We start from the raw sequence: 24,008 nt of genomic DNA on the forward strand, positions 1-24,008 counted from the left end.
CTCAATCTCCGTCGAAGGTGAACTGCTTGGCCAGTGTCAGCAGCAGCCACTCGAGCAACAGCCCGACAGTGCCGATGACGACGATGGCGATGATGATGTGGGCGACGTTCAGGTTGTTCCACTCGTCCCAGACCCAGAAGCCGATACCCACGCCGCCGGTCAGCATCTCGGCCGCGACGATGACAAGCCAAGCCGTGCCCACCGACAGGCGCACGCCGGTCAGCACATAGGGCAGCACCGCGGGCAACAGGATGCGCGTGATGACCTTCCACTCGCTGAGCTTGAGCACGCGGGCCACGTTCAGGTAGTCCTGCGGCACGCGCTGCACGCCCACCGCCGTGTTCACCACCATGGGCCAGATAGAGCAGATGAAGATGGTCCAGATGGCCGCCGGGTTGGCGCTCTTGAAGGCCAGCAGGCCGATGGGCAGCCAAGCCAGCGGCGACACGGGCTTGAGCAGCGCGATCAACGGCGACACCATGCGGTTGGCGAACTCGAAGCGGCCGATGATGAAGCCCAGCGGGATGCCCACCAACGCTGCCAGGCCAAAGCCCATGCCGACGCGGCCCAGCGAGTTCAGGATGTTCCAGCCTATGCCTTGGTCGTTCGGACCGTTGCGGTAGAACGGGTCGGCGAACAGCTGCACGGCGGCATCGAAGGTGGCCGCCGGGGTTGGAAACGAGCCTCCCTTCATCGTGGCCAGCGCCCACAGGCCGATGAGCAGCGCGATGCTCAGCACCGGTGGCAGCACGCGCAGCGCCAGGCCGCGACCGTCGAACGGCCGCCGGGGCGGCTTGACCTTGGGCTGCTCGGCGGCCGGGCTGGCGGGGCGGCTGACTGCGGCCACCGGCGTGGTAGCCGCGCTGGCGGCGGGCGAGGCGGTGTCCCGCGGCGAATGGAAAACTGCTGAAACCATGATCAGGCCGCCTTGATCTTGAAGCTGTCGGCGTACTTCGCCGGGTCCTTGCCGTCCCACACCACGCCGTCCATCAGCTTGGCGGTGCGGAAGTCACTCTTGGGGATGCTGATGCCGAGGGCGCCGGCCGCCTGCTTGTAGAGCGCCGTCTGGTTGATCTGCTTGGCCACGCCCAGGTAGTCGGGGTGGCTCTTCAGCAGGCCCCAGCGCTTGTGCTGGGTCAGGAACCACATGCCGTCCGACAGATACGGGTAATTCACCGCGCCGTCGTTGAAGAACTTCATGTGGTTGGGATCGTCCCAGGTCTTGCCCAGGCCGTTCTGATAGCGACCCAGGATGCGCTGGTTGATCGCATCGACGCCGGTGTTGATGTAGGCCTTCTGCGCCACCGTCTCGGCCATCTTGAGCTTGTTGGACAGGCTGGCGTCGATCCAGCGGCTGGCCTCCAGCACGGCCATGATCACGGCGCGGCAGGTGTTGGGGTACTTCTTGACGAACTCTGCCGTCGTGCCCAGCACCTTCTCGGGGTGGTCCTTCCAGATGTCCTGCGTCGTGTTGGCGGTGATGCCGATGCCGTCCATGATGGCGCGGTGGTTCCAGGGCTCGCCGACGCAGAAGCCGTCCATGTTGCCCACGCGCATATTGGCCACCATCTGCGGCGGCGGCACGGTGATGAGCTTGGCGCCAGACAGCGGGTTGATACCCGCGGCGGCCAGCCAGTAGTGCATCCACATCGCGTGCGTGCCGGTCGGGAAGGTGCCGGCGAAGGTGTACTCACGCGGGTTGGCGGCCATCACCTTGGCCAGCGACGGGCCGTCCACGGCGCCCTTGTCGGCCAGTGCCTTGGCCAGCGTGATGGCCTGGCCGTTGTTGTTCAGGTTCATCAGCATGGCCATGTCCTTCTTGGGACCGCCCAGGCCGAGATGCACGCCGTAGATCAAGCCATACAGCACGTGCGACATGTCCAGCTCACCGTTGACCAGCTTGTCACGCACGCCGGCCCACGAGGCTTCCTTGGTGGGAATGATCTTGATGCCGTACTTCTTGTCGAAGCCCAGCACGGAGGCCATCACGACGCTGGCGCAGTCGGTCAGCGGGATGAAGCCGATCTTGACTTCTTCCTTTTCAGGCTTGTCGGAGCCCTGCGCCCAGGCGCCACCGGCAAGGCCGGCGAAGGGCAAGGCGGCCGCGGCGGCGAGCAGGCTGCGGCGCTGCGGGTTGGGCGTGGTCGTCGAGTTATCGAAGGCGGTCATCACGGGCTCCTGAGTCAAGCTGGGCTCAACGCCGTCGCGGCCACGCTCTCGCCCACGCTGGCGGACAGCGAGAGCGCAATGGGGGAGGTCGGACGCCGTTGTCCCGAAGTGCCAACCGAGTCAATGCCGGCTGGCCCGAGAGGCCTGCGCCATTGCAGGCCTCACCCTTCTTTGAGCAGGTTGCGTGCCAGCTTTTGCATGCCGCTGGCGCCCTGCTTTCGCACGCGCTTGGCGCCATGCGGCCGCCCCGGCGTGCGGTTTGCGCAATGCCGGTGCGTCCTGGGGTCGTGATTCTTGGTGCGTGGCGCCCCAAGGCGGCGAAGGCGCGCAATCGCGGTGCGCGCCGGGCTACTGGCGCGGGCGCAGCAGCTGGTCGGCGTCGATGAGGCGCGAGGCCACGCTGGCCAGCGTCTGGCCGCCCGTCATGGCCAGCTGACGCAGGCGCTGGAAGGCAGCCTCCTCGTCCAGCCCCTGCTCGCGCATCAGGATGCCGCGCGCGCGCTCCACCAGCTTGCGCTCGGCCAGCTGGGTCTGGGTGTGGCGCAGCTCGGCGTGCAGCGCCTGGTCATGCTCGAAGCGGGCCAGCGCCAGCTGCAGCAGCGCGCCCAGGCGCTGTGGCGGCAGCCCGGCCAACTGCAGTGCGCTGACGCCGGCCTGCAGCGCCGCGCGCATCTGCGCGGACGACATCTGCTCGGCCACCAGCAGCACCGGCCGTGGCTGGCGGGCCTGCGCCTCGGACAGCTGCGCCAGCAGCGCCGGCGTGGGCTGCTCGCAGTCGATCAGCAGCAGCTCCGGCGCCTGGCGGGCCAGCGTGAGCGCCAGCGCATCGGGCTCGGCCACGAGGTCCAGCACATCGACGAGCTGGCAGCGCAGCCGGATCAGTTCCAGGCGGATGACCGGGCTGCGGCGCTGGCCGGCGTCCGCCAGCAGCACGCGCAGGCCCGGCAGGGGGAATGGGGGCGTGTCCATGCACGAACGTAGTGCAAAAAGCGTGCCTTGGTGCGGGGCGTTGCACCGCTGCCCCAGGAACGCGAGGGCGCTGGGCTTGCCGGTCATGTCGATCTCTTACAGCAGTTCGCCGCTGGACTCAGCGCTTTACGCCGAAGGCCACCTTCAGCGCCTCGTTGTCCAATACGGCCTCGGCCAGCAGCTTCTTGAGCCGCCTGTTCTTGGCTTCCAGCTCACACGCTCAGAGGCGATTTCCGGGTCGCTTGCGCGAACACAGGGCAGCTGCTGCCACCTTCCCGCGAACTATGAGCTTTCCGGCCCAAGAGTTCGAAGGGAACCACGGGCCGTTGAACCTTCGTGTAGCTGAACCGTCTGTAGTCCGACGTGGTGACCTCTCAAGGCGGCACGAAGCCCGCCGCCCGGTAGGCGGCCGTGATGGTGGCCTGCCCCAGCCGCGAGCGCATCTCCTGGTGCACCGGCATCAGCGCCTCGCGCCAGGCCTCCAGCTCGGCCGGCGTCAGCATGTGCATGCGCGTGCGGCCGCTGGCGCGGATGGCCTTGAGCGCCGCCTCGTTCTCGCTGGAGGCAATGGCGTTGGCGTAGGCCGTGGCCTCTTTCAGCGCGCCGTCCAGCGCGGCGCGCACATCGGCCGGCAGGCCGTCCCAGAACTTCTTGTTGACGATGACCGCATAGGCCAGATGCCCGTGGTTGGATAGCGTCATGTGCTTCTGCAGCTCGTGGATCTTCTGCGTCAGGAAGTTGCTGGGCACGCCCTCGGTGCCGTCCACCAGCCCGGTCTGCAGCGCCTGGCGCAGCTCGCTGAAGGCCATCACCTGCGGGATGGCGCCCAGTGCGCGCATCTGCGCGTCCAGCACCTTGCTGGACTGGATGCGCATCTTCAGCCCCTTGAAGTCGCTCACCTGGCGCAGCGGCCGGTTGGCGCTCATGATCTGGAAACCGTTGTCCCAGTAGGCCAACCCCTTGATGCCCTTGGCCTCCAGCCGGCGCAGCAGCTCCGCACCCAGCGGGCCGTCGGTGACGGCGCGGAAGGCCTCGGTGTCCTTGAACAGGAAGGGCAAGTCGAAGACCTCGAACTCCTTGACCCCCAGCGGCCCGAACTTGGCCAGCGACGGCGCCAGCATCTGGACGCTGCCCAGCTGCAAGGCCTCCATCTCCTCCTTGTCCTTGTAGAGCTGGCTGTCGGGGTAGACCTCCACGCGCACGCGGCCGCCCGTGCGCGCCTCGGCCAGCGCCTTGAAGCGCAGCGCCGCCTTGCCCTTGGGCGTGTCGGGCGCCACCACGTGGCTGAATTTGATGACGATGGGCGCCTGCGCGCGGCCGGCCCCGGGCAGGGCCAGTGCGGCGGCCAGCAGATGACGGCGCAGCATGGCGGTCTCCTTGTCTTGTGGCGTGATTTTGGGCGCGCGCCTGCGGGGGGCCGCTGTGGAGTTCCACATCGCCGCCCGCGCCCGGACTTCTTAGACTGCCGGCATGACCGCCGCGCCCCACCGCCACCGGCCCGCCTGCCCCCGCCCGGCCGGCCCGGGGGCGCTGCCATGAACGCCCTCACCCGCCACCTGTGGCTGGCGCCGCTGGCGCTGTCGCTGGTCTTCGTGCTGGGCGTGCTGGCCTGGGTGCGGGCCAATGGCATCGAGGAGCGCGAGACGCAGCGCCAGACGCTGATCTCCGACGCCCTCAGCACCGAGGTCCAACTGCGCGGCCGCATCGACGAGGAGCTGGCCCACCTGCGCCAGCTGGCCGCGGCGCTGGCCGGCCGCCCACCCAGCGCCGCGCTGCTATCGGCGCAGCCCGAGGTCAACGCCGGCCTGCGCCGGCTGTGGCAGTCGGTCACCTGGCTGGACGCACGCAACCGCGTGCTGGCCGAAGTGCCGGCCCAGGCCACCGCCAGCCGCTACGAGGACGGCCTGTCGCTGCACCTGACCGCGCCGGTCGGGCCCGACGGCGTACTCGTGGTGCGCTATGCGCCCGCGCTGCTGCTCAAGCTGGGCGTGCCCTGGTGGCTGGCCCGCAAGTACGACCTGCAGCTGGTGGACAGCGCCGACCAGGTCATCGCCTCCAGCACCGAGTCGCCGCTGCGCGCCGCCCAGGGCGTGCGGCCCAGCTACCGCGTGGCGCTGACCGGCCCGCTGCGCGCCAGCCCGCTGGCCGAGGCCACGCTGGCCGACGCGGCGCTGGAGCTGACGCTACGCGAGCCGCTGCCCGACGGCGTGCGGCCGCTGGCGCTGGTGCTGGTGGCCGGCTTCCTGCCGCTGATCGCCGTGGCCAGCTGGCTGCTGCGGCGGCAGATGCGCCGCGTGCAGCGTGCCGAGATCGCCGGCCGCACCGAGGCCGCCTGGCGCCGCGCGATGGAGGACTCGGCCCTCGTGGGCCTGCGCGCGCGCGACTTCGACGGCCGGCTGCTCTACGTGAACCGCACCTTCTGCGAGATGGTGGGCGTGCCCGCCGAGCAAATGGTGGGCAAGCTGCCGCCCATGCCGTACTGGCCGCCCGACGCGCTGGACGAGCTGACCGAGCGCAACCGCCGCAACCTGGCCGGCGGCGCGCCGCGCGAGGGCTTCGAAGCGCGCTGGCAGCACGCCTCGGGCCGCCCGGTGGAGGTGATGGTGTTCGAGTCGCCGCTGGTGGACGCCGCCGGGCGCCAGATCGGCTGGATGGGCTCCATCCTGGACATCACCGAGCGCAAGCGGCTGGAGGAGCGCGAGCGCCGCGAGGTCGAGACACTGGCCCACAACGCGCGCCTGACCATGCTGGGCGAGGTGGCCTCCACGCTGGCCCACGAGCTGAACCAGCCGCTGACGGCCATCGCCAGCTACAACGCCGGCATCAGCAACTCGCTGGCCAAGCTGGGCGTGCAGGACGAGCTGGTGCTGGGCGCACTGCAACGCCTGGGCCAGCAGGCCGAGCACGCAGGGCGCATCGTCGCGCGCATCCGCGAGTTCCTGACGCGGCGCGAGCCCCGCCACGAACGCTGTGAGCTCAACGAGGTCATCACCGCCGCGCTGGACCTGATGCGCCGCGACTGCCAGCGCCGCGGCATCACACTGGCGCTGACGCTGGTGCCCGGCACCCCGGCCGTGCACGCCGATGCGGTGCTGATCGAACAGGTGGTCATCAACCTTGTGCGCAACGCCGCCGACGCGCTGCAGACCCGCCCGCCCGGGCCCGGCGGCCGGCTCATCACCGTCAGCAGCCGCGTGGCCGGCGAGTTCGTGCGCATCGACGTGCGCGACAACGGCCCCGGCCTGCAGGGCCGCCGCATCGAGCAGCTGTGCGCGCCCTTCTACACCACCAAGTCGGAGGGCATGGGCATGGGGCTGGCCATCTGCCGCTCCATCGTCGAGGCCCACCACGGCGTGCTGGACGCCGAGGACGTGCCCGGCGGCGGCGCGCTGTTCTCCTTCAGCCTGCCCGTGACGTCGGAGCACGAACCCCAGGGAACACTGACATGAACCACGGCACCGTCCACTTCGTCGACGACGACTCCGGCGTGCGCGACGCGCTGGCCTTCCTGATGCGCTCGCGCGGCCTGGACGTGCGCGCCTTCGCCAGCGGCCCGGCCCTGCTGGACGCGCTGGACCTGGAGATGCCGCGCCAAGGCCCGCCCAAGGGCATCTTCCTGCTGGACGTGCGCATGGAGCCCATGAGCGGCACGCGGCTGCACGACGAGCTGCTGGCCCGCCAGCTGAAGAACCCGGTGCTGTTCCTGACCGGCCACGGCGACATCCCCATGGTGGTGGATGCGCTGAAGAAGGGCGCGTTCGACTTCCTGGAGAAGCCCTACAGCGACAACGCGCTGGCCGACCGCATCGCCCAGGCGCTGGCTGTGGACGCCGCCATGCAGGCCGAGGGCGCGCAGGTGGCCGAGCGCAGCGCGCGGCTGGCCAGCCTGACCGAGCGCGAGCGCGAGGTCATGAGCCGCGTGGCCGCCGGCAAGCTCAACAAGATCATTGCGGACGAGCTCAACGTGTCCATCCGCACCGTGGAGGTCCACCGGGCGCGCGTGTTTGCGAAGTTGGGCGTGCGCTCGGCCGCCGAGGTCGCGACCCTCATTGCGGGGCAGGCGGTCACCAACCCGGCGCAGGCCGGCCCGGTCCTGGGGCAAAAGCCCGGGTAAACACCCGTAGAAAGCCTGGCATGGGGTTTGCACTAGGGAAGATGCCGAGGCGACTGGCCTCGGGAAACCCAAGGAGTACCCCACCATGAAGACCTGGTCCCCCCTGCGCCCGCTCACCCTGTCGGCCGCGCTGCTCGCCACCCTGACGCTGACCACCGCGCCCGCGAGTGCCCAGGAACCCACCGTCCCCGCCGTCAGCGAGCGCCTGATGCTGCGCCAGGCCCAGGGCGAATACCTGCTGGACGACGGCCGCACGCTGAAGGTCCATGTCGGCATGCGTCGCGTCGGCGTGGCGCTGGACGAGAGCCCGCTGGAGGACTGGAAGGCCGCAGGTAATGAGCTGCTCGTCAGCCCCGACGGCCTGCGCCGCGTTCGCTTCATGCGCAATGCCGACGGCAGCGTCTCCAGCATCGCGTTCGAGACCGACCGCGTCGTGCGTTGACCCGGCCCGGCGCCACGGCGCCGGCCGCGCGGCGTCAGCGCACGGCGGTGAACGCCATCACGGCGTCAGCGCACGGCGGTGAACGCCATCACGGCGTCCATCACGTCCAGCGCCGACGCCGCGCCCATCTGCGCATCCAGCGAGGCCACGCCGTGGTCCGCGCCGCGCACACGCTTCAACACCAGCCGCCCGCCGCAACTGGCCCAGGTGTCCACGTTGCCGGCGCTGGCGTAGGCGCCGGCGTCCAGCACGGCACCGCACAGCTGCGCGGTGCGGCGCTGCTGCTGCCGGAACTCGCCAAGCAGCAAAGGGTTCAGCCACGCCTCGCGCGAGGCGGCCACCGTCGCCGGGTTGGCGTTCCAGACCTCCGCGTCCCACGCACCGCCCGACTGCACGATGGGGTCGGCGTCACCGAACACGCCCAGATAAGGCGCCGCGCTCGCACCCGGCGCGCAGGGCGTGCCGGGCTGCGCGAACGTCGCAGACGCCGGGCCGGCCAGCGACACATAACGGCTGAACGTGGCAGGAGACTCGCACCACATCCGGTTGGCCATCGCGCCGCCCATGGAGTGGCCCATCAGCGTGAGGTCGGCCAGGCCGTACTCGCTGCGGATGCGCGCCGCCAGCGCCTGCAGGAAGGCCTTGTCGTCCTGGCCGGACGTCATCGCGTGGTTGCTCCAGGTCGTCGCGCCGGGATTGCTGGCGATGTGCTGGCCCTGCGGCACCACCAGCATCACCTGGTTCGCGGCCAGCCAGTCCCAATGGATGGTGGCCATCGTCGTCGTGGACGCGCTGCTGTTCAGCCCCACCTGGTAGGCCACCGCATTCAGGTTGCCCGCGCCGCCGTGCAGCAGCACGATGGCGCGCTGCGCACCGGCGGTGCGGTAGACGTTGACGGCATGCGGGTGGCCCGCCACCGTGAGGCTCACCAGCTGATGGGCGGCCGCGGGCGGTGGCGCGGGCGCCGTGTCGCCGCCGCCACCGCAGGCGGCGAGCAGCAGGGGCAGGGTCTGCAAAGGCAGCAGGCTGGGACGCACGGGATCTCCTGGTGAAGCTCCGCTGCATGCTGCCCGCCCCGGCCACAGGGCTCCGGTGTGCGCCGCGTTGCAGCCCTTGCAGATCCTGACACTGCCGCGCCGCTGCAAGGTTTTGTCACCGTTTGGCCGCCGCCCCACCCCGGCAGCCGTCCCTAACATCGGCGCATGACCCGCATCCTGATCGCTGACGACGAAGCCGAACTGCGCGGCCTGCTGCAGCGCTACCTGACCGAGCAGGGCCTGAGCGTACGCAGCGTGCCGGATACCCCCGCTGCCGCACAGCTGCTGGCGCGCGAGCGCTTCGACGTGCTGGTGCTGGACCTGATGATGCCCGGCGAGGACGGCCTGTCGCTGTGCCGCCGGCTGCGCGGCCAGGGCGAGACCATCCCCATCCTGATGCTGACTGCGCGCAGCGAGCTGGTGGACCGGGTGCTCGGCCTGGAGATGGGCGCCGACGACTACCTCGCCAAACCGTTCGCCCCGCGCGAGCTGCTCGCGCGCATCCAGGCCCTGGTGCGCCGCCAGCAGCAGCTCGGCGCCCACCTGGGCCCGCCGGGCGACACGGCGGTGCGCTTCGGTGCCTTCACGCTCTACCCAACTCAGCGCCGCCTAGTGCGCGACGGCGAGCCGGTGGACATCAGCACCGTAGAGCTCAACCTGCTGCGCGCGCTGGCCAGCCAGCCCAACCGGCCGCTGGGCCGCGACAAGCTGCTGCACCTGGCCCATGGCGACGACCACGGCGTCAGCGACCGCAGCCTGGACGTACAGATCATGCGGCTGCGCCGCCTCATCGAGCCCGACCCCAGTGCTCCGCGCCACATACAAACCGTGTGGGGCCTGGGCTATGTGTTCCTGCCCGAGCCCGACGCGTGATGCGCTGGGGCCTGTCCACGCTGTTCGGCCGCAACCTGTGGCTCATCGTGGCGTTGATCGTCGGCGGCCAACTGCTCAACGCACTGGCCTACGGGCAGTTCATCGCCAAGCCCCGGCTGCGCCAGTCGGCCGAGGCCACGGCGCGCAGCCTTCAGGCCGTGGCCGAGGGCCTGCGCCTGTTGCCCGAGGCCCAGCGCGACGCCTTCGTGGCACGCTTCAACGCCCGTGCCGGCGCCGGCCAGCCGACGGCGCCGCCGGCGCGCGCCACGCTGATCGAGCGCCGCTTCCTGGCCGAGCTGGCCGCCCAACTGTCCCTGCTGCCCACGGAGCTGGCCTGGCGGCGCGAGGCCAACGGGCTGATCGCCGTGCGCCTGCCCGAGGTACCTCACTGGCTCAGTGTGCCGCCCATGCAGCCGGCGCACCGTTTCGCCCGCACCTGGCTGACCACCAGCGCCGTGGCCGGCGCGCTGGCGCTGCTGGGCGCCTGGCTGATCCAGCGCCGCATCAACCGGCCCCTGGCGCGGCTGGTGCGGGCCACGCAGGCGCTGGGTGCGGGCCAGCGCCACGTCGCGCTGCCCACCGACGGCCCAGCTGAGACCGCCGCGCTCGCGCGCAGCTTCAACGACATGGCCGCAGCGCTGGCCCGCGACGAGCAGGAACGGCTGCTGATGCTGGCGGGGCTGTCGCACGACCTGCGCACGCCGCTGGCCAAGATGCGCCTGGCCAGCGAGATGCTGCGTGAGCCCGGCCCTGCCGACCCTGCGTTGCTGGACACGCTGGACCGCAGCCTGCATTCGCTGGACGACCTGCTGACGCAGTTCCTGGACTACGCCCGTGCAGCCCACCCGGCCGAGCAGGCCCTGCCCGCCGTGGCCGTGGAGTTGCGCCAGTTCCTGGCCGAGACGCTGGCCCTGGCGCCCGGCCAGCCGCATCCCACGCTGGCCGACGGCCCGGCCGTGCAGCGGCTGGCGCGGCCGCAGGCACTTCGCAGGCTGGTGCTGAATCTGGTGGTGAACGCACAGCGCCATGGCGCGCCGCCCTTGGAGTTGGCCTGCGGCGAGAGCGCCGATGGCGCCTGGATCGAGGTGCGCGACCGCGGCCCCGGCATCTCGCCAGCCCGCGTGGAGGCGCTCAAGCAACCCTTTCGGCGCGGCGACGACGCGCGCGGCAGCACGCCGGGCTCGGGCCTGGGGCTGGCCATCGTCGAGCGCATCGCGCGCGCCGAGGGCGCCACACTGCAGCTGCTGCCGCGCGACGGCGGCGGGCTGGTGGCACGGGTGCAGTGGCGCGCTTCGTGACGGCCTGGCGGCGCTGCGCAAGCGCGTCGAGCGGGTCGGCATCGGACGGTGTCGCGCCCCTTGCGGGCCTGTTCAAGGCGCCGTGATCGCCACCGCCACGCCGCCCAGCACGGCGTTGCCGCTGAGCGGATCGCGGTCGGCCATGTCCAGCAGCGCGTTGAGGTTGACGCCGGGCCGCTCGCGCGCCACGGCGAGCTGCACGCCGGGCAGGTCATGCCCCCAGCCATGCGGCAGGCTGACGACGCCGGGGCTCATGTCGGCGCTGCGCTCCACGCGCGCCACCAGCTCGCCCACGGCGCTGCTGACCTTGGCGTGCTCGGCCAGGCCCAGCCGGTCGGCATCGGCCGGATGGATCAGCAGCGTGCAACGCTCCGGCCCCTTGGCCAGCACCGGCAGGTTGTGCATCCAGCTGTTGCTGGAGCGCGTGTCGCGCCGGCCGATGAGGGTGAACTCGGGCGCGGGCCCGGCCTTCACCTGCGCCAGGTCGGCCAGGATGGCGGGGGGCGCGAGTTCGATCCTGCCGCTGGGCGTGCGCAGCACCTCGGGGATGCGCGGCGTGAGCGCACCAAGGTCGACGCCGCCACCGTCGACCGTGCTCGCCGCCTTGACCTTGGCGAGGTTCAACCCGTCGGGCTGACGGCCGAACTGGTCGCCGTAGGGGCCCACGCGCAGCTGCAGGTCGATAAGGCGCTCGGGGCCGCGCCACGGGTCCAACGCGGCCAGGATGGCAGGCGTCTGCTCACCGGCGAAACGGCGCACGTCGGACGCAATGGCCTCGTCGTCCAGCTGCTGCACATCCACGCCCAGGCCGCGACCTTCCAGCAGCGCGCACAGGCGCAGGAGGGTCTGCCATTCCTGCGGCGTGCCGGGCGCGGCGTCGAACACCGGGCCGCTGAAGCGCGCGTGGTTACGGTGGCTGAGCTGCGGGAAGGCGACGTCGAAGTGCAGATCCTCCAGCGGCGAAAGCCCCGGCAGGATGACGTCCGCATGGCGCGTCGTCTCGTTGACGTAGATGTCCAGGCTGAGCATGAAGTCCAGGCCTTCCAGCGCCTTCGCCAGGCGCAGGCCACCGGGTGCGGACAGCACCGGGTTGCTGGCGATGGTGATCAGCGCCTTGACCTGCCCCTCGCCGGACGTCTCGATCTCCTCGGCCAGCACGGTGATGGGCAACTCACCATAGACCTCGGGCGCGCCCGACACGCGGCTGCTGCGCCGGCCCGTCGTCACACCCTTGCCGATGCCGGGCCGGCCCTGGGTGTTGGGCGCGAACGCAGCGGCCTTCGCGAACATCGCGCCGCCCTCGCGGTCCAGATGGCCGGTGAGCACGTTGATGAGGTCCACCAGCCAGGAGTTCACGGTGCCGAAGCGCGTGGTGCAGGTGCCGATGCGCGCGTAGACGGCGGCGCGCGGTGCGGCGGCCAGCTCGCGGGCCAGGCGGCGCTGCGTCGCGGCCGGGATGCCACAGCCGGCGGCCGTCACCTCAGGCGCAAAGGGCGCAACGGCGGCGCGCGCCTCGTCCAGCCCGTTGACGTGCCCGGCCAGGCGGCCCAGGTTCACCAGGCCCTCGTCGAACAACGTGTGCGCGATGCCCGCCAGCAGCAGCGCATCGCCGCCGGGGCGGATGGGCAGGTGCTCGTCGGCGGCCGCAGCCGTCTCACTGCGGCGCGGGTCCACGACGACGATGCGCCCGCCGCGCGCGCGCATGGCCTTGGCCTTGCTGCGGTAGTCGGGCACGGTCCACAGGCTGCCGTTGCTGACCATGGGGTTGGCGCCGAGGATGAGCAGATGGTCGCAGCGCTCGATGTCGGGCAGCGGGATGGACAGCCAGTGGCCGAACATCAGCGCGCTGCTGAGCTGCTTGGGCATCTGGTCCAGCGTGGACGCGCTCATCACGTTGCGCGAGGCCAGCGACTTCACGAGCCGCGGCGTGTAGGCCAGCAGGCTGACCTTGTGCGCGGCTGGGTTGCCGATGGTCAACGCCACCGCGTCGGCGCCGTGCCGCTCGCGCAGCGGCAGCAGCCGGCGTTCGATCTCGGCGAAGGCCTCGTCCCACGTCGCCTCGACGAAGACGCCGTCACGCTTGATCAGCGGCGTGCGCAGGCGGTCGGGGTCCTCGTGCAGGTCCTTCAGGCTCACGCCCTTGGGGCACAGATAGCCGTGGCTGAACACATCCTGCTCGGCGCCACGGATGGCGATGACCTTGGTGCCCTCAGTGCGCACCTCCAGCCCGCAGCAGGCCTCGCACAAGGGGCAGATGCGGTAGTGGCGGTCGGGCATGGCGGTCTCCGGGTCTTGTGTGGGCGGGCAGCTTAGCGGCGACACCCCGGCGCGCCCCGTCACGCAGGAGACGGCGGCCACGCTGTCACGCCAGCCACATGAAGCCTGCCTAGAGTGCCGAGCCTGACCCCGCTGCCGAATTTGCCATGGCCGTCATCCACGGGCGCGATGCCCTCTCCGACGCGACGCTGGAACGCCTGTTCCAGTACATCGAGGCCCGCCGCAAGGAGGGCGTCTGGAACACCAACCTCAACCTCTGGGATGCCGGCATCGTTCACCAAAGCGCGCCGGTGCTGGTGCACGCCATCGAGCCGGCGTTCTCCAACGACCTGCTGGCCGAACTGCACGAGCGCGGCAAGCTGCCCTACCGGCACGCAGGCGTCGCGGTGATGTTCTATGCCTGGCCGGCGGGCAGTTACATCCCCTGGCACAGCGACTTCATCGACAAGTACTCGATGACCATCTACTTGAACCGCGACTGGCAGGCCGACCACGGCGGCGCCTTCTGCTGGCAGGACTGGGGCATGGGCATCGAGCGGCACGACTGGTCCGCGCCGCCGGTGCGCAGCCAGATGATTCGCCCGCAGTTCAACGCCTATGCACTGATGACGGACACCGAGTGGCACGCCGTCACGCTGACCACACCCAACGCGCCCCCGCGGCTGACGCTGCAGCTCTTCCTGCCCCGCCCGCAGCCCGGGATCACGCCGCCACCGCAGCCGGCGGCGTGAGCACCAGCCACTGCTGCAGCTGGCGAAGCACCGCCGCATCGGTCTGCAGCGCGAGGTGACCCAGGCCGGGAAAGACGGCGGTGTCGGTGAAGGCCAGGCGGCGGCCGGCCTCGCGGTGCTGGCCCAGCGCGCTGGCCACGGGCACGAGGCCGTCGCCCAGCCAGCGGGCCGGCACACCGCCGGGCTGCTGCGCGGTGGTGGCCGCCACGGCATAACAACGCAGACCCGCCGGCAGCGGCAGGCGGCTGGCGCGGCCGGTGTCGGCTTCCAGCAGGCTGGCGTGGCGCAGGTCGCGGATGCCGGCGCTGCGCCGGGCCGCCAGCGCGGCCAGCGGGCGCGAGTAGCGGCTGAGGGCCAGCAATTGCTGCAGTTGCTGGCCACCACGCTCCAGCGGCGCCCCCAAGTGCGGCGTGCCCAGCGTCACCAACGCCTGCACGCGCGCCGGCCAGTGGCGGCCGCCGGCCTGCGCCAGCGCGCTGCGGGCCACCAGCCCGCCCATGCTGTGGCCCAGCAACGTGAGCGGCCCAGGCACGTCGTCCAGCAGGGCCGCCAGCTCGGCGCCGTTGCGCCAGATCGCGCGGCCGGAGTTGTAGCGAAGGCCCAGCGGCCGGTAGCCCAGCGCGGCCAGCGCGGCGGGAAAGTTGGCGCCATCCCGCTGCCACTGCGCCTCGTTCATGCAAAGGCCATGCAGGAACACCAGCGTGAGCCCCTGTGCGCCCGGCACCAGCGGGTGCAGGCCCAGCGGCGTGGCCAGCGGGTTGCCGGTAGCTTCCAGGTGGTCGCCCAGCACGCCGTTGAGCGCAGCCAGCACCACGCTGGCCTGGGCCGGCCCGGCCTGGCCCAGCAGCGGCGCGAGCGCGCCCAGTGCCAGGTCCAGCCCGCCGCCCACCAACCGCGTGGCGCCGCGCACGCTGCGGTAGACCAGGCCGGTGATGCCGCTCGTGCGCGGGCCGCCGGCGGTCAGCGGCAGGCGGGCAATCTCGGCATGCATGGCCTCGACGAGGTCGGTGACGCCGGTGACGGCATCGATGGCGAGGCGGCTGGCGCCGCGCAGAGGGTCGACAGGGGTCATGCCCCCATCATGCGCCTGCTGGCTGCACGCTCTCAGAGGGTGAGAGTTTTTCGGCCGTGCTCGAAAGGCGCGTCAAAACGCCCTCGAACGAGGCGCAAAGCGCAGGCATAGCTCGGGCTATGCCGAGCATTTGCAACGACGGGCGGGGGTGATTTGACGGGCAAGGCGGGCATGGATGAAAGGCTCTCCCCCTCTCAGCCCAGGATGAGCTGCAACGAGCCCTGCAGCGCGCGGATCAGGTCTTCCAGCGCCTGCAGCAGGCGCTCGCTGCCCTGGTGCATGCGCTGCACCGCGTCGCCCTGCTCCACGCGCAGGCCGCGCAGCAGCATCAGCCAGGCCTCGTCCACGGCGGCAAAGGCGGGCTGCAGCGCCGGGCCGGCCAGTGGCGTGGCACGCACCTCGTCGTAGGCCTTGATGAACTCGTCCAGCCCGGCGGCCAGGCCGCTGGTGTCATGGCCGGGCTGCACCTGGGCCAGCAGGCCTTCCTTGGCCAGCCGCTGGCTCAGCAGCCGCAGCCGCGTGACCTGGGCCAGCAGGCCCACCGGGCGCTGGCCAGCGCGCTCGGACAGCCGCGCCACCAGCGCCTCGCTGCTCTCCAGCAGGCGCTGGGCGGCACGGTCGCTGCGCGCCAGGTCAGGCTGGCGGCTGGCCAGGGCGGCGTCCAGCTGCGCCCAGGCCGAGGACACGGCAGCCAGTTCCTCCGCCAGCTCCTGGCGCAGCAGCTCGGACAGCCGGGCCAGGTTGGCCGCCACGCGCTCGCGCGAGCCGTCCAGCAGCGCCTGCGCCTCGCGCTTCTCGGGCGCCGCGAGCTTGGCCCACTGCCGCAGGGCCTGCAGCTTCACCAGCCGCTGGCTCAGCATGCGCTGCGCGCCGGCCCGCTCCAGCGCCTCGGCCAGCTCCGACGTGCGCACCACGCCACGCGCCACCTCGGGCAGCTTGGCCTGGGTCTGCATGGCCGTGTTGCGCAGCAGCGCGAAGGCCGCCGCCTCGTCGATGCCCCGAGCCTGCATCAGCAGCCCCTTGGCACGCTCGGTCCACTTGCGCTCGTCCAGCTTGGCCTGGGCCGCCGTGTCGCGGGCCAGCAGCTGGGCCGCCAGGTCCTGCACCCACTGCAGCGCCTGCGCCAACTGCGGCGCGCCGGTCTCCGGCGGCAGCCACTGCAGCACGCCGCGCGCCAGCAGCTGGCGGCGCTGCTCGGTGGTGGGCGGCGGCGCCACCAGCACCACGGGCAGGCCGAAGGCCCGGTCCGAGTGCATCAGCTGGGCCAGGGCGGTGCAGTCGGGGCACCACAACAGCCCCGGCGCCGGCCCATCCTCGGGCGGCGCAAGCTCGGAAACGGTGCGCAGCGTCCAGCCGAGGGCCGCCAGGCCGGCCGCCTGGGGGGGCATCTCGGGGCTGCAGATCAACAATGAAAAGGACGGGGTCAGGGTGGTGTCGTGCATGGCTTCAGGTCTTGCGCCCCAAAACGGCGCAAGAACCGCGCCAGCTTGCTGATGCCGGAACGGGCACGGCGTTTGCAATGACTGGAGGCGCTGCCTGCAATGGTGCAGGCGGCATTCCCGCAGCGACGTATCGATGCCGCCCTGGCACGCGTCGTGGGTGGCCACGGCCGTCTCGCCTGGAGCACCCGATGTCCGCTTTCCAAAATTTCAAACAGGCCGGCCACTGGCCCACGCTGCTGGCCGCCTTCCTGTACTTCGACTTCTGCTTCGCGATCTGGGTGCTGAACGGCGCGATGGCGCCCTTCATCAGCGAGACCTTCGCGCTGACCCCGGCACAGAAGGGCTTCATGATCTCGGTGCCCATCCTGGCCGGCGCGCTGATGCGCTTCCCCCTGGGTGTACTGGCCCAGTACATCGGCCGCAAGAACGCGGCGATGGTGGAGATGGGGCTGATCGTCGCGGCGCTGGGCTTCGGCTTCGTCTTCGTGGACAGCTACGACTCGGTGCTGGCCATGGGCGTGCTGCTGGGCATTGCCGGCGCCAGCTTCGGCGTGGCGCTGAGCCTGGGTTCGGGCTGGTACCCGCCCAAATACAAGGGCCTGGCCATGGGCATCGCGGGCGCCGGCAACTCGGGCACGGTGCTGGCCGTGCTGTTCGCACCGCCGCTGGCCACGAAGTTCGGCTGGCAGGCCGTCTACGGCCTGGCCGCGCTCACCATGCTGCTGCCCATGGCCGTGATGTGGTTGGCCGCCAAGGAGCCGCCGGACCGCGAGCACCAGAGCTTTCGCGAGCACATCAGCTGCCTGTTCGAGAAGGACGGCTGGGCCTTCAGCCTGATCTACATCGTCAGCTTCGGCGGCTTCATCGGCCTGGCCAGCTTCCTGCCCACCTACTTCTACGACCAGTTCAAGGTCACCAAGATCGAGGCCGGCCAGCTCACCATGCTGGCCACGCTGATGGGCTCGGCCGTGCGCGTGGCCGGCGGCGCCGTGGCGGACCGCATCGGCGGCGTCAACACGCTGACCTGGGTGCTGGTAGCGGTGGCTCTCTCGCTGCTGGCCTGCGGCATGGCAGGCAGCTCGCTGGTGGCCACCACGCTGCTGTTCATGCTGTGCTTCGCCGCCTTCGGCGCGGGCAACGGCGCGCTGTTCCAGCTGGTGCCGCTGCGCTGGCCGGTGACCACGGCCGTGGCCGGCTCCATGATCGGCGAGATCGGCGCCCTGGGTGGCGGCTTCCTGCCCAATGCCATGGGCCAGAGCAAGCAGCTCACGGGCAGCTATTTCTGGGGCTTCGTTGCGTTCGCGGTGCTGGCGCTGGTGATGCTGGCCATGCTGCGCGTGGTGCAGATCCGCTGGACGCGTACCTGGGCAGAGAAGGGCGGCCGCGCCCGCCCGACCCCGGCCGGCGGCGAGCAGGACCCCGTCAGCTACCAGCGCGCCTGACCCCCCCTCCCAGCCGCCCGCGAGGGGTGCGGGAGTGGGAGCGGGCGCGCCAAGTCGGTGCGAATCAGGCACCTCGGCGTAGCGGCAGCGGCCAGACGCCCCAAAAGAGCGCAGAGATCGGCAAGCCATGCGGCCGAAAGCGGGCACGCCACTTGCACTTTGGGGAGGTGGCGTCCGCAATGGTGCGGGCCACCTTCTCGCCGCAACGCTTGAGCCGCCCAGGCAAAGACGCTGCAGGCGACCAGGCGCGCACCGGCCGCCCGACCCAGCCTTACGATGTCCACCCCGAAAAGCTTCAAAAATGCCGGCCACAGCCCGACGCTGTTCGCCGCTTTCCTGTACTTCGCGTTCTCCTGCTGCATCTGGGTGCTGAACGGTGCGCTGGCCCCATTCATCAGCGAGGCCTACAACCTGACACCGGCCCAGAAGGGGCTGATGCTGTCGATTCCCATCATGGCCGGTGCGTTGATGCGCTTCCCGCTGGGCATCCTGTCGCAGTACATCGGCCGCAAGAACGCGACGCTGGTGGAGATGGCGCTGATCGCGGTCGCCATGCTGTACGGCTACTTCATGGTGCAGAGCTACGACGACCTGCTGGCCATGGGCGTGCTGCTGGGCATTGCCGGCGCCAGCTTCGGCGTGGCCCTGAGCCTGGGTTCGGGCTGGTACCCGCCGCAGTACAAAGGCCTGGCCATGGGGCTGGTGGGCGCCGGCAACGTGGGCACGGCGGTCTCAGTGCTCATTGCGCCACCGCTGGCCCTGGCCTATGGCTGGCAGACGGTCTATGCGATGGCGGCCGGCGCCATCCTGCTGCCCATGGTCGTGATGATCGTGTTTGCCAAGGAGCCACCGGACGTCGACAACCACGCCTCGCTGCGCGAGCACGCGGCCTGCCTGTTCGAGAAGGACGGCTGGGCCTTCAGCCTGATCTATGGCGTGACCTTCGGCGGCTTCATCGGCCTCACCACCTTCCTGCCCACCTACTACCACGACCAGTTCGGCGTCTCCAAGGTGCAGGCCGGCCAGCTGACCATGCTGGCCGCCTTCATGGGCGCGGCGGTGCGCATCGTCGGCGGCTGGCTGTCGGACCGCTGGGGCGGCGTGCACATGCTGACCGTCGTGCTGGTGGTGGTGACCGGCGCCCTGGTGGCCGTGGGTCTGGCGGGCGGTTCGCTGGTGCTGACGACGCTGCTGCTCATCGTGTGCTTCGCCGCCCTGGGGGCCGGCAATGGCGCGGTGTTCCAGCTGGTGCCGCTGCGCTGGCCGGCGGCCACGGCCGTGGCGGGCTCGATGATCGGCGAGGTCGGCGCCCTGGGTGGCGGCCTGGTGCCCAACCTGATGGGCCTGTCCAAGCAGTATCTGGGCACCTACCTCTGGGGCTTCGTCGTCTTCGCCGTTCTGGCGGCGGTGATGCTGGGAGTGATGCGCGTGATGCAGATCCGCTGGACGCGCACCTGGGCCGAGAAGGGCGGCCGCGCACGGCGCGCGGCGGTGGGTGCGGCCGAAGAGCCGGTGAGCTACCAGCGCACCTGAGGCCGAAGGGTCCGGTCTGCGTGCATTTGCCGCGCCAAGGCGGTGCACTTGAACGCGTCCGGCGCGAAGCCTTGGCTCACGCGCACCAAAACAGCACGCCAATCGGCCGTTTGCGGACCTTCAGACAGGCACGCGGCTTGCATGTAGGTGATGTGGCGCCTGCGACGGTGCGGGCTGCCTTCCCGCCGCGACCTTCGAGCCGCCCGGGTGCACGTTCGCGGGGACTCGGCGCATTCCGAGAGCCCGACACGAGCCCCCTGATGGAACAAGCCACACTGCTTCAGATCGCCCGCTTGCGCACGCTGGCGGCCCGCAAGGGCAAGCCCTTCGACGTGGCGCGCTTTGCCACCGATCGCGCGTTCGCCCAGGCAACACTCAACGCGCTACTCGATTCCGAGGACGAGGAATTGCTGGTCGCCGGCCTGAGCATGCTGGACGCACTGGGCATGACGGCCGGTCTGACGAGCAGCGAGCACACGCCACCGCCCACATCCGCCCCGCCTCCGCCAGCTGCCGTTGCGCCGGGGAAATACGTCGGACGCCTGCGCTGAGTGGCAGGCAGCGCGCCTCAACGCGGCAGAAATAGCAGCCAGGCCACCAGCAGGAAGTTCAACAGCGCCGAGATGCCGAAGGCGATCTGCCAGGTCAGCGCCGCATCACGCGGCGGGCGTGGGGCGCGCTGCAGAGGCTGATCCCGAGCGGCCAGCCGCTCCAGCGCCAGCAGCAGCTCATCGGCCGTCTCGAAGCGCGCCCGGGCCTCGCGCGCGACGGCGCGCATGACGACCCGGTCCAGCGGCATGGGCACGCTGGGCTGCAGCCGGCTCACGCTGGCCGGCTCGCGCCGGTAGCGGGCCAGCTGATAGGGCTCCACCTCGCCGTAAGGCAAGCGGCCGGTCAGCGCCTGGTAGAGCGTGACGCCCAGCGCGAACAGGTCGGCACCCGCATCGGCCGGGGCCGGAGGGTCGTCCCACTGCTCGGGGTTGATGTAGCTGGGCGTGCCGGCATGCAACTCGCGCGCAGCGACCGTGGCGCGCGGGCTCAGCGCCACGCCCAGGTCCAGCACGCGCCACTGGCCGTCGTCGCCCAGGTGCAGGTTGGCGGGCTTGATGTCGCGGTGGATGACGCCCGCCGCATGCAGCAGGCTCAGCGAGCGCGCCACCGCCACGGCCAGCGCCTGCGCCTGGCCGACGTCCAGCGGGCCCTTGGCCAGCAGTTGCTCCAGCGTCTGGCCCGTGTGCCAGTCGAACACGGCGTAGAAGTGCGTGGCGCCGTCGGCCGGCGGGTGCACGCGCACGAAGCCGCTCTCGCCGCCACGGCGGCGGTGGCGCGGCGCCTCGGCCAGGCGCAGGCCCAGCCAGATCTCGTGCGCCAGCATGGCGCGCTCCTCGGGATCGTCGGCACGGCCAGGGCGCAACATCTTCAGCGCCACCAGCCGGCCCGAGGCCAGCTCGCGCGCCTGCAGCAGCCGATGCACGCCGTTGTCGGCCACCAGCGCCGTGACCTGGTAGCCGTCCAGCACGCTGCCCACGCCCAGCGGGCCGGGGCTGGGCAGCGTGCGGCCCAGCGCGGCGAGGTCGTTCAGGCCGGGGTCGGCCAGGTCCTTGACGTCCAGCACCAGCGCGGTGGCGTTGTCCAGGCTGCCGGCCGCCAGCGCGGCGGCGGTCAGCGCATCGGCGGCCGCCTGCGCGCCGGGCGTGGCCCGCAGCAGATCGGCGATCTGGCGCGCGCGCAGCGCGCCGTGCACGCCGTCGCTGGTCAGCAGCAGGCGGTCGCCCACCTTCAACTCGCCGGCGCTGTGGTCCAGGCGCAGCGCGTCGTCCAGACCGAGCGCGCGCGTGAGGCCGGCGAAGTCGCGGCGCTCCATGCGATGGTCCTGCGTCAGCAGCAGACAGTCGCCGTCGCGCAGCAGCCAGGCCCGGCTGTCGCCGATGTGGGCCAGCGCATAGCGGCGCCCGCGCAGCGCCACGGCGGTCAGCGTGGTCAGCGCCTCGCGCGGCTGGCCGTCGGGGCCGGGGCGGCGGTTGTGCGAGGCCAGCCAGGCGTTCTGGTGGCCCAGCAGGCGGTCCAGCGCGACGCTGGTGTCCCAGTCGGCCGGCACGGCGTGGAAGTCGCGCAGCAGGCTCATGACCGAGGTCTGGGCCGCCATCAGCCCATCGTTGGCCACGCCCTCGGCGCCGCTGACGCCGTCGGCAAGCGCCGCCACCCAGCCGCGCTCGGCCTCATGCGGCTGCGGCGCCTGCATGCCGGCAAAGTCTTCGTTGCGGGGGCGCTTGCCCTGCAGGCTGGACAGCCCGGTGTCGAGTTCGAAACGCATGAGTAAGTGTGATCCGTAGTCCGCATCCGGGCTGCGCCAAGCCGCACCGCTTAGGCGATGGGCCAGAGGCGTTCCACGCAGAAGGGCACCACTTTCGGGACGAGTGCACCCTCACCGGGCCTGAAACCGCTTCGGCGTGGGGCGCCGCTCGCAGCGGCAGGGTGAAAAGGCCAGCCTCATCGCTGGCACATGGCTTGCAAAGCAAGTGGCAGACCAGGCATGTCAGGGTAGATGAGCATGAAGAAGTTGAAGCTCGTGATGGTGGGGAACGGCATGGCCGGCGTGCGCACGCTGGAGGAGCTGCTGAAGATCGCGCCCGATCTGTACGACATCACCGTGTTCGGCGCCGAGCCGCACCCCAACTACAACCGCATCCTGCTGTCGCCCGTGCTGGCCGGCGAGCAGACGCTGGACGAGATCGTGCTGAACCCGCTGTCCTGGTACGCGGCGCACGGCATCACGCTGCACCTGGGCAAGATGGTGGCGCGCATCGACCGCCAGCGGCGCTGCGTGGTGGCCGAGGACGGCACCACGGCCGACTACGACCGCCTGCTGATCGCGACCGGCTCCACCCCCTTCATCCTGCCGGTGCCGGGCAAGGCGCTGGCCGGCGTCATCGCCTACCGCGACATCGCCGACACGCAGGCCATGATCGACGCCGCCACGCGCTACCGCCACGCCGTCGTCATCGGCGGCGGCCTGCTGGGGCTGGAGGCCGCCAACGGCCTGATGCAGCGCGGCATGCAGGTGACGGTGGTGCACCTGGGCGGCACGCTGCTGGACCGCCAGCTGGACACGCAGGCCGCCGACCTGCTGCGCCAGACACTGGTGGCGCGCGGCCTGGACTTCCGCCTCGGCGCGCAGACCCAGGCGCTGCTGGGCGACGACGCCGGCCGCGTGCGTGCAGTGCAACTGCAGCAGGCCGACGGCAGCGTCGCCGAGCTGCCGGCCGACCTCGTCGTCATGGCCGCCGGCGTGCGCCCCAACACCACACTGGCCGAGAGCGCCGGCCTGCTGTGCAACCGCGGCATCGTCGTGACAGACACGCTGCAGACCGTCACCGACCCGCGCATCTACGCCGTCGGCGAATGCGCGGCCCACCGCGGCGTGGCCTACGGGCTGGTGGCTCCGCTGTTCGAACAGGGCCAGGTGCTGGCCACGCAGCTGGCGCAGAGCGGCATCGGCCGCTACCTGGGCTCCGACGTGTCCACCAAGCTCAAGGTCACCGGCATCGACCTGTTCTCGGCCGGCAACTTCAGCGGCGGCAGCGGCACCGAGGAGATCGTGCTGAACGACCCGGCCCGCGGCGTCTACAAGAAGCTGGTCATCCAGAACGACCAGCTCGTCGGCGCCTGCCTGTACGGCGATACCGCGGACGGCAGCTGGTACTTCCGGCTGCTGCGCGAGCGCCGCGACATCAGCGCCATCCGCGACCGCCTGATGTTCGGCGAGGACTGCGCCAACGCCGCCCTCGCCGCAGCCTGAGAGACCCCTGCCCATGCAACGACGCACCTTGCTGCTGGCCGGCCTGAGCACCGGCCTCGCCCTCCCCGCCCACGCCCGCATCGCCCAGCTGGGGGACGCCATCGACAAGGCCGGCGCCCAGCGCATGCTGAGCCAGCGCATGGGCAAGGCCTGGCTGGGCCAGCTGCAGCCCGAGCTGGCGCCGCGCGCGCGCCAGGTGCTGGACGACAGCGCCGCCCGCTTCGAGCAGCAGCTGCGCGAGCTGCTGGCCTTTGCGCCCACGCCCGAGATCGCCGGCAGCTACAAGGCGCTGCTGAGCCGCTTCGGCGACTACCGCACGCTGCTGCTGAGCCGGCCCGACCGCGAGCAGGTCAACGAGCTGCTGAAGCGCTCCGGCGAGGTGCTGAACCTGGCCCACGTGGCCACCACGCAGCTGCAGGAGCGCTCCAGCGCCGCGACGGCGCGGCTGGTCAACCTGTCGGGCCGCCAGCGCATGCTGTCGCAGCGGCTGGCGCTGTACTTTCTGGCGCGCCAGCAGGGGGCGCGCGTCGACCTCGTGCAGCGCGAGACCCTCAAGTCCAGCAACGAATTCGAGCAGGCCATGCGCACGCTGGCCAGCGCGCCCGAGGCCACGCCCGCCATCCGCGACAACCTCGCGCTGGCGCAAGGCCAGTGGGTGTTCCTGAAAAGCGCGCTGGGCAGCCAGAGCCCCACCGCCCAGGCCGCCGGCGACGTGTTCTCGGCCAGCGAGAACCTGCTGGCCGTCATGGAAACGGTCACCGGCCAGTTCGCCCGCGAGCTGGGCCAGGGCTGACCGATCACCGAGAAGAA

General features: G+C 71.2%; 19 protein-coding genes and 1 pseudogene. 11 read left to right on the forward strand and 9 right to left on the reverse strand.

The window, feature by feature from the left end; all coding sequences use genetic code 11:
* Window position 1: 1 nt before the first annotated feature.
* The 4 genes from ntrB to ACG0Z3_RS13925 form a co-directional block, all read right to left on the reverse strand.
* Entirely contained in the window at window positions 2-916 is a 915-nt protein-coding gene (ntrB, locus tag ACG0Z3_RS13910) for a nitrate ABC transporter permease (protein ID WP_394398361.1), read from the reverse strand.
* Between the two features lie 2 nt (window positions 917-918).
* Window positions 919-2,169: a CmpA/NrtA family ABC transporter substrate-binding protein gene (locus ACG0Z3_RS13915; protein ID WP_394398363.1), complete on the reverse strand. Its 1,251-nt coding sequence runs from the start codon at window positions 2,167-2,169 to the stop codon at window positions 919-921.
* 348 nt (window positions 2,170-2,517) lie between these two features.
* Window positions 2,518-3,138 (reverse strand): ANTAR domain-containing response regulator, encoded by a 621-nt coding sequence (locus ACG0Z3_RS13920; protein ID WP_394398365.1) that lies wholly within the window; start codon window positions 3,136-3,138, stop codon window positions 2,518-2,520.
* A gap of 374 nt (window positions 3,139-3,512) precedes the next feature.
* On the reverse strand, window positions 3,513-4,505 hold the full coding sequence (locus ACG0Z3_RS13925) for a TRAP transporter substrate-binding protein (RefSeq protein ID WP_394398367.1): 993 nt from the start codon (window positions 4,503-4,505) through the stop codon (window positions 3,513-3,515).
* 168 nt (window positions 4,506-4,673) lie between these two features.
* Between ACG0Z3_RS13925 and ACG0Z3_RS13930 the strand changes: the two genes are divergently transcribed.
* From ACG0Z3_RS13930 to ACG0Z3_RS13940, 3 genes are all read left to right on the forward strand, one after another.
* On the forward strand, window positions 4,674-6,587 hold the full coding sequence (locus tag ACG0Z3_RS13930) for a sensor histidine kinase (RefSeq protein WP_394398369.1): 1,914 nt from the start codon (window positions 4,674-4,676) through the stop codon (window positions 6,585-6,587).
* A complete protein-coding gene (locus tag ACG0Z3_RS13935) occupies window positions 6,584-7,252 on the forward strand; it encodes a response regulator transcription factor (protein WP_394398371.1) in 669 nt (222 codons plus the stop codon). Before ACG0Z3_RS13930 ends, ACG0Z3_RS13935 begins: the two co-directional genes overlap by 4 nt.
* Before the next feature lie 85 nt (window positions 7,253-7,337).
* Window positions 7,338-7,694, forward strand: coding sequence for a hypothetical protein (locus ACG0Z3_RS13940; protein ID WP_394398373.1), 357 nt, complete (start codon window positions 7,338-7,340; stop codon window positions 7,692-7,694).
* Window positions 7,695-7,759: 65 nt separating this feature from the next.
* On the opposite strand, the gene ACG0Z3_RS13945 is transcribed toward ACG0Z3_RS13940, so the two are convergent.
* Window positions 7,760-8,731 (reverse strand): alpha/beta fold hydrolase, encoded by a 972-nt coding sequence (locus tag ACG0Z3_RS13945; protein WP_394398375.1) that lies wholly within the window; start codon window positions 8,729-8,731, stop codon window positions 7,760-7,762.
* A gap of 165 nt (window positions 8,732-8,896) precedes the next feature.
* On the opposite strand from ACG0Z3_RS13945, the gene ACG0Z3_RS13950 reads away from it, so the two are divergent.
* Window positions 8,897-9,604, forward strand: coding sequence for a response regulator (locus ACG0Z3_RS13950; RefSeq protein WP_394398377.1), 708 nt, complete (start codon window positions 8,897-8,899; stop codon window positions 9,602-9,604).
* Window positions 9,604-10,902, forward strand: a complete 1,299-nt coding sequence (locus ACG0Z3_RS13955) for an ATP-binding protein (RefSeq protein WP_394398379.1) — start codon at window positions 9,604-9,606, stop codon at window positions 10,900-10,902. Before ACG0Z3_RS13950 ends, ACG0Z3_RS13955 begins: the two co-directional genes overlap by 1 nt.
* A gap of 72 nt (window positions 10,903-10,974) precedes the next feature.
* On the opposite strand, the gene ACG0Z3_RS13960 is transcribed toward ACG0Z3_RS13955, so the two are convergent.
* Complete coding sequence (locus ACG0Z3_RS13960) at window positions 10,975-13,179, reverse strand: molybdopterin-dependent oxidoreductase (RefSeq protein WP_394398381.1); 2,205 nt, start codon at window positions 13,177-13,179, stop codon at window positions 10,975-10,977.
* Window positions 13,180-13,325: 146 nt separating this feature from the next.
* On the opposite strand from ACG0Z3_RS13960, the gene ACG0Z3_RS13965 reads away from it, so the two are divergent.
* Window positions 13,326-13,910, forward strand: coding sequence for a 2OG-Fe(II) oxygenase (locus ACG0Z3_RS13965; RefSeq protein ID WP_394398383.1), 585 nt, complete (start codon window positions 13,326-13,328; stop codon window positions 13,908-13,910).
* Here ACG0Z3_RS13965 and ACG0Z3_RS13970 read toward each other — a convergent pair.
* Together ACG0Z3_RS13970 and ACG0Z3_RS13975 are read right to left on the reverse strand one after the other, a co-directional pair.
* Entirely contained in the window at window positions 13,882-14,982 is a 1,101-nt protein-coding gene (locus ACG0Z3_RS13970; RefSeq protein WP_394398385.1) for an alpha/beta hydrolase, read from the reverse strand. The two genes, ACG0Z3_RS13965 and ACG0Z3_RS13970, sit on opposite strands and share 29 nt — an antisense overlap.
* Before the next feature lie 194 nt (window positions 14,983-15,176).
* A complete protein-coding gene (locus ACG0Z3_RS13975; RefSeq protein ID WP_394398387.1) occupies window positions 15,177-16,424 on the reverse strand; it encodes an ANTAR domain-containing protein in 1,248 nt (415 codons plus the stop codon).
* 188 nt (window positions 16,425-16,612) lie between these two features.
* Here ACG0Z3_RS13975 and ACG0Z3_RS13980 point away from each other — a divergent pair, with 188 nt between their 5' ends.
* The 3 genes from ACG0Z3_RS13980 (at window position 16,613) to ACG0Z3_RS13990 (ending at window position 19,950) form a co-directional block, all read left to right on the forward strand.
* Window positions 16,613-17,866, forward strand: a complete 1,254-nt coding sequence (locus ACG0Z3_RS13980; RefSeq protein WP_394398389.1) for an MFS transporter — start codon at window positions 16,613-16,615, stop codon at window positions 17,864-17,866.
* A 276-nt stretch (window positions 17,867-18,142) separates the two neighbouring features.
* Window positions 18,143-19,399, forward strand: a complete 1,257-nt coding sequence (locus ACG0Z3_RS13985; protein WP_394398391.1) for an MFS transporter — start codon at window positions 18,143-18,145, stop codon at window positions 19,397-19,399.
* A 260-nt stretch (window positions 19,400-19,659) separates the two neighbouring features.
* A complete protein-coding gene (locus ACG0Z3_RS13990) occupies window positions 19,660-19,950 on the forward strand; it encodes a hypothetical protein (protein ID WP_394398393.1) in 291 nt (96 codons plus the stop codon).
* 17 nt (window positions 19,951-19,967) lie between these two features.
* Here ACG0Z3_RS13990 and ACG0Z3_RS13995 read toward each other — a convergent pair whose 3' ends face one another.
* Window positions 19,968-21,713: a bifunctional protein-serine/threonine kinase/phosphatase gene (locus tag ACG0Z3_RS13995; protein WP_394398395.1), complete on the reverse strand. Its 1,746-nt coding sequence runs from the start codon at window positions 21,711-21,713 to the stop codon at window positions 19,968-19,970.
* Window positions 21,714-21,950: 237 nt separating this feature from the next.
* On the opposite strand from ACG0Z3_RS13995, the pseudogene ACG0Z3_RS14000 reads away from it, so the two are divergent.
* Together ACG0Z3_RS14000 and ACG0Z3_RS14005 are read left to right on the forward strand one after the other, a co-directional pair.
* Window positions 21,951-23,165: pseudogene (locus ACG0Z3_RS14000) on the forward strand (NAD(P)/FAD-dependent oxidoreductase); the annotation flags it as partial.
* A 46-nt stretch (window positions 23,166-23,211) separates the two neighbouring features.
* Entirely contained in the window at window positions 23,212-23,991 is a 780-nt protein-coding gene (locus tag ACG0Z3_RS14005) for a type IV pili methyl-accepting chemotaxis transducer N-terminal domain-containing protein (protein WP_394398397.1), read from the forward strand.
* Window positions 23,992-24,008: the final 17 nt, after the last annotated feature.

The organism is Pelomonas margarita, from assembly GCF_043555875.1.
GTDB classification, from domain to species: Bacteria; Pseudomonadota; Gammaproteobacteria; order Burkholderiales; family Burkholderiaceae_C; genus Pelomonas; species Pelomonas margarita.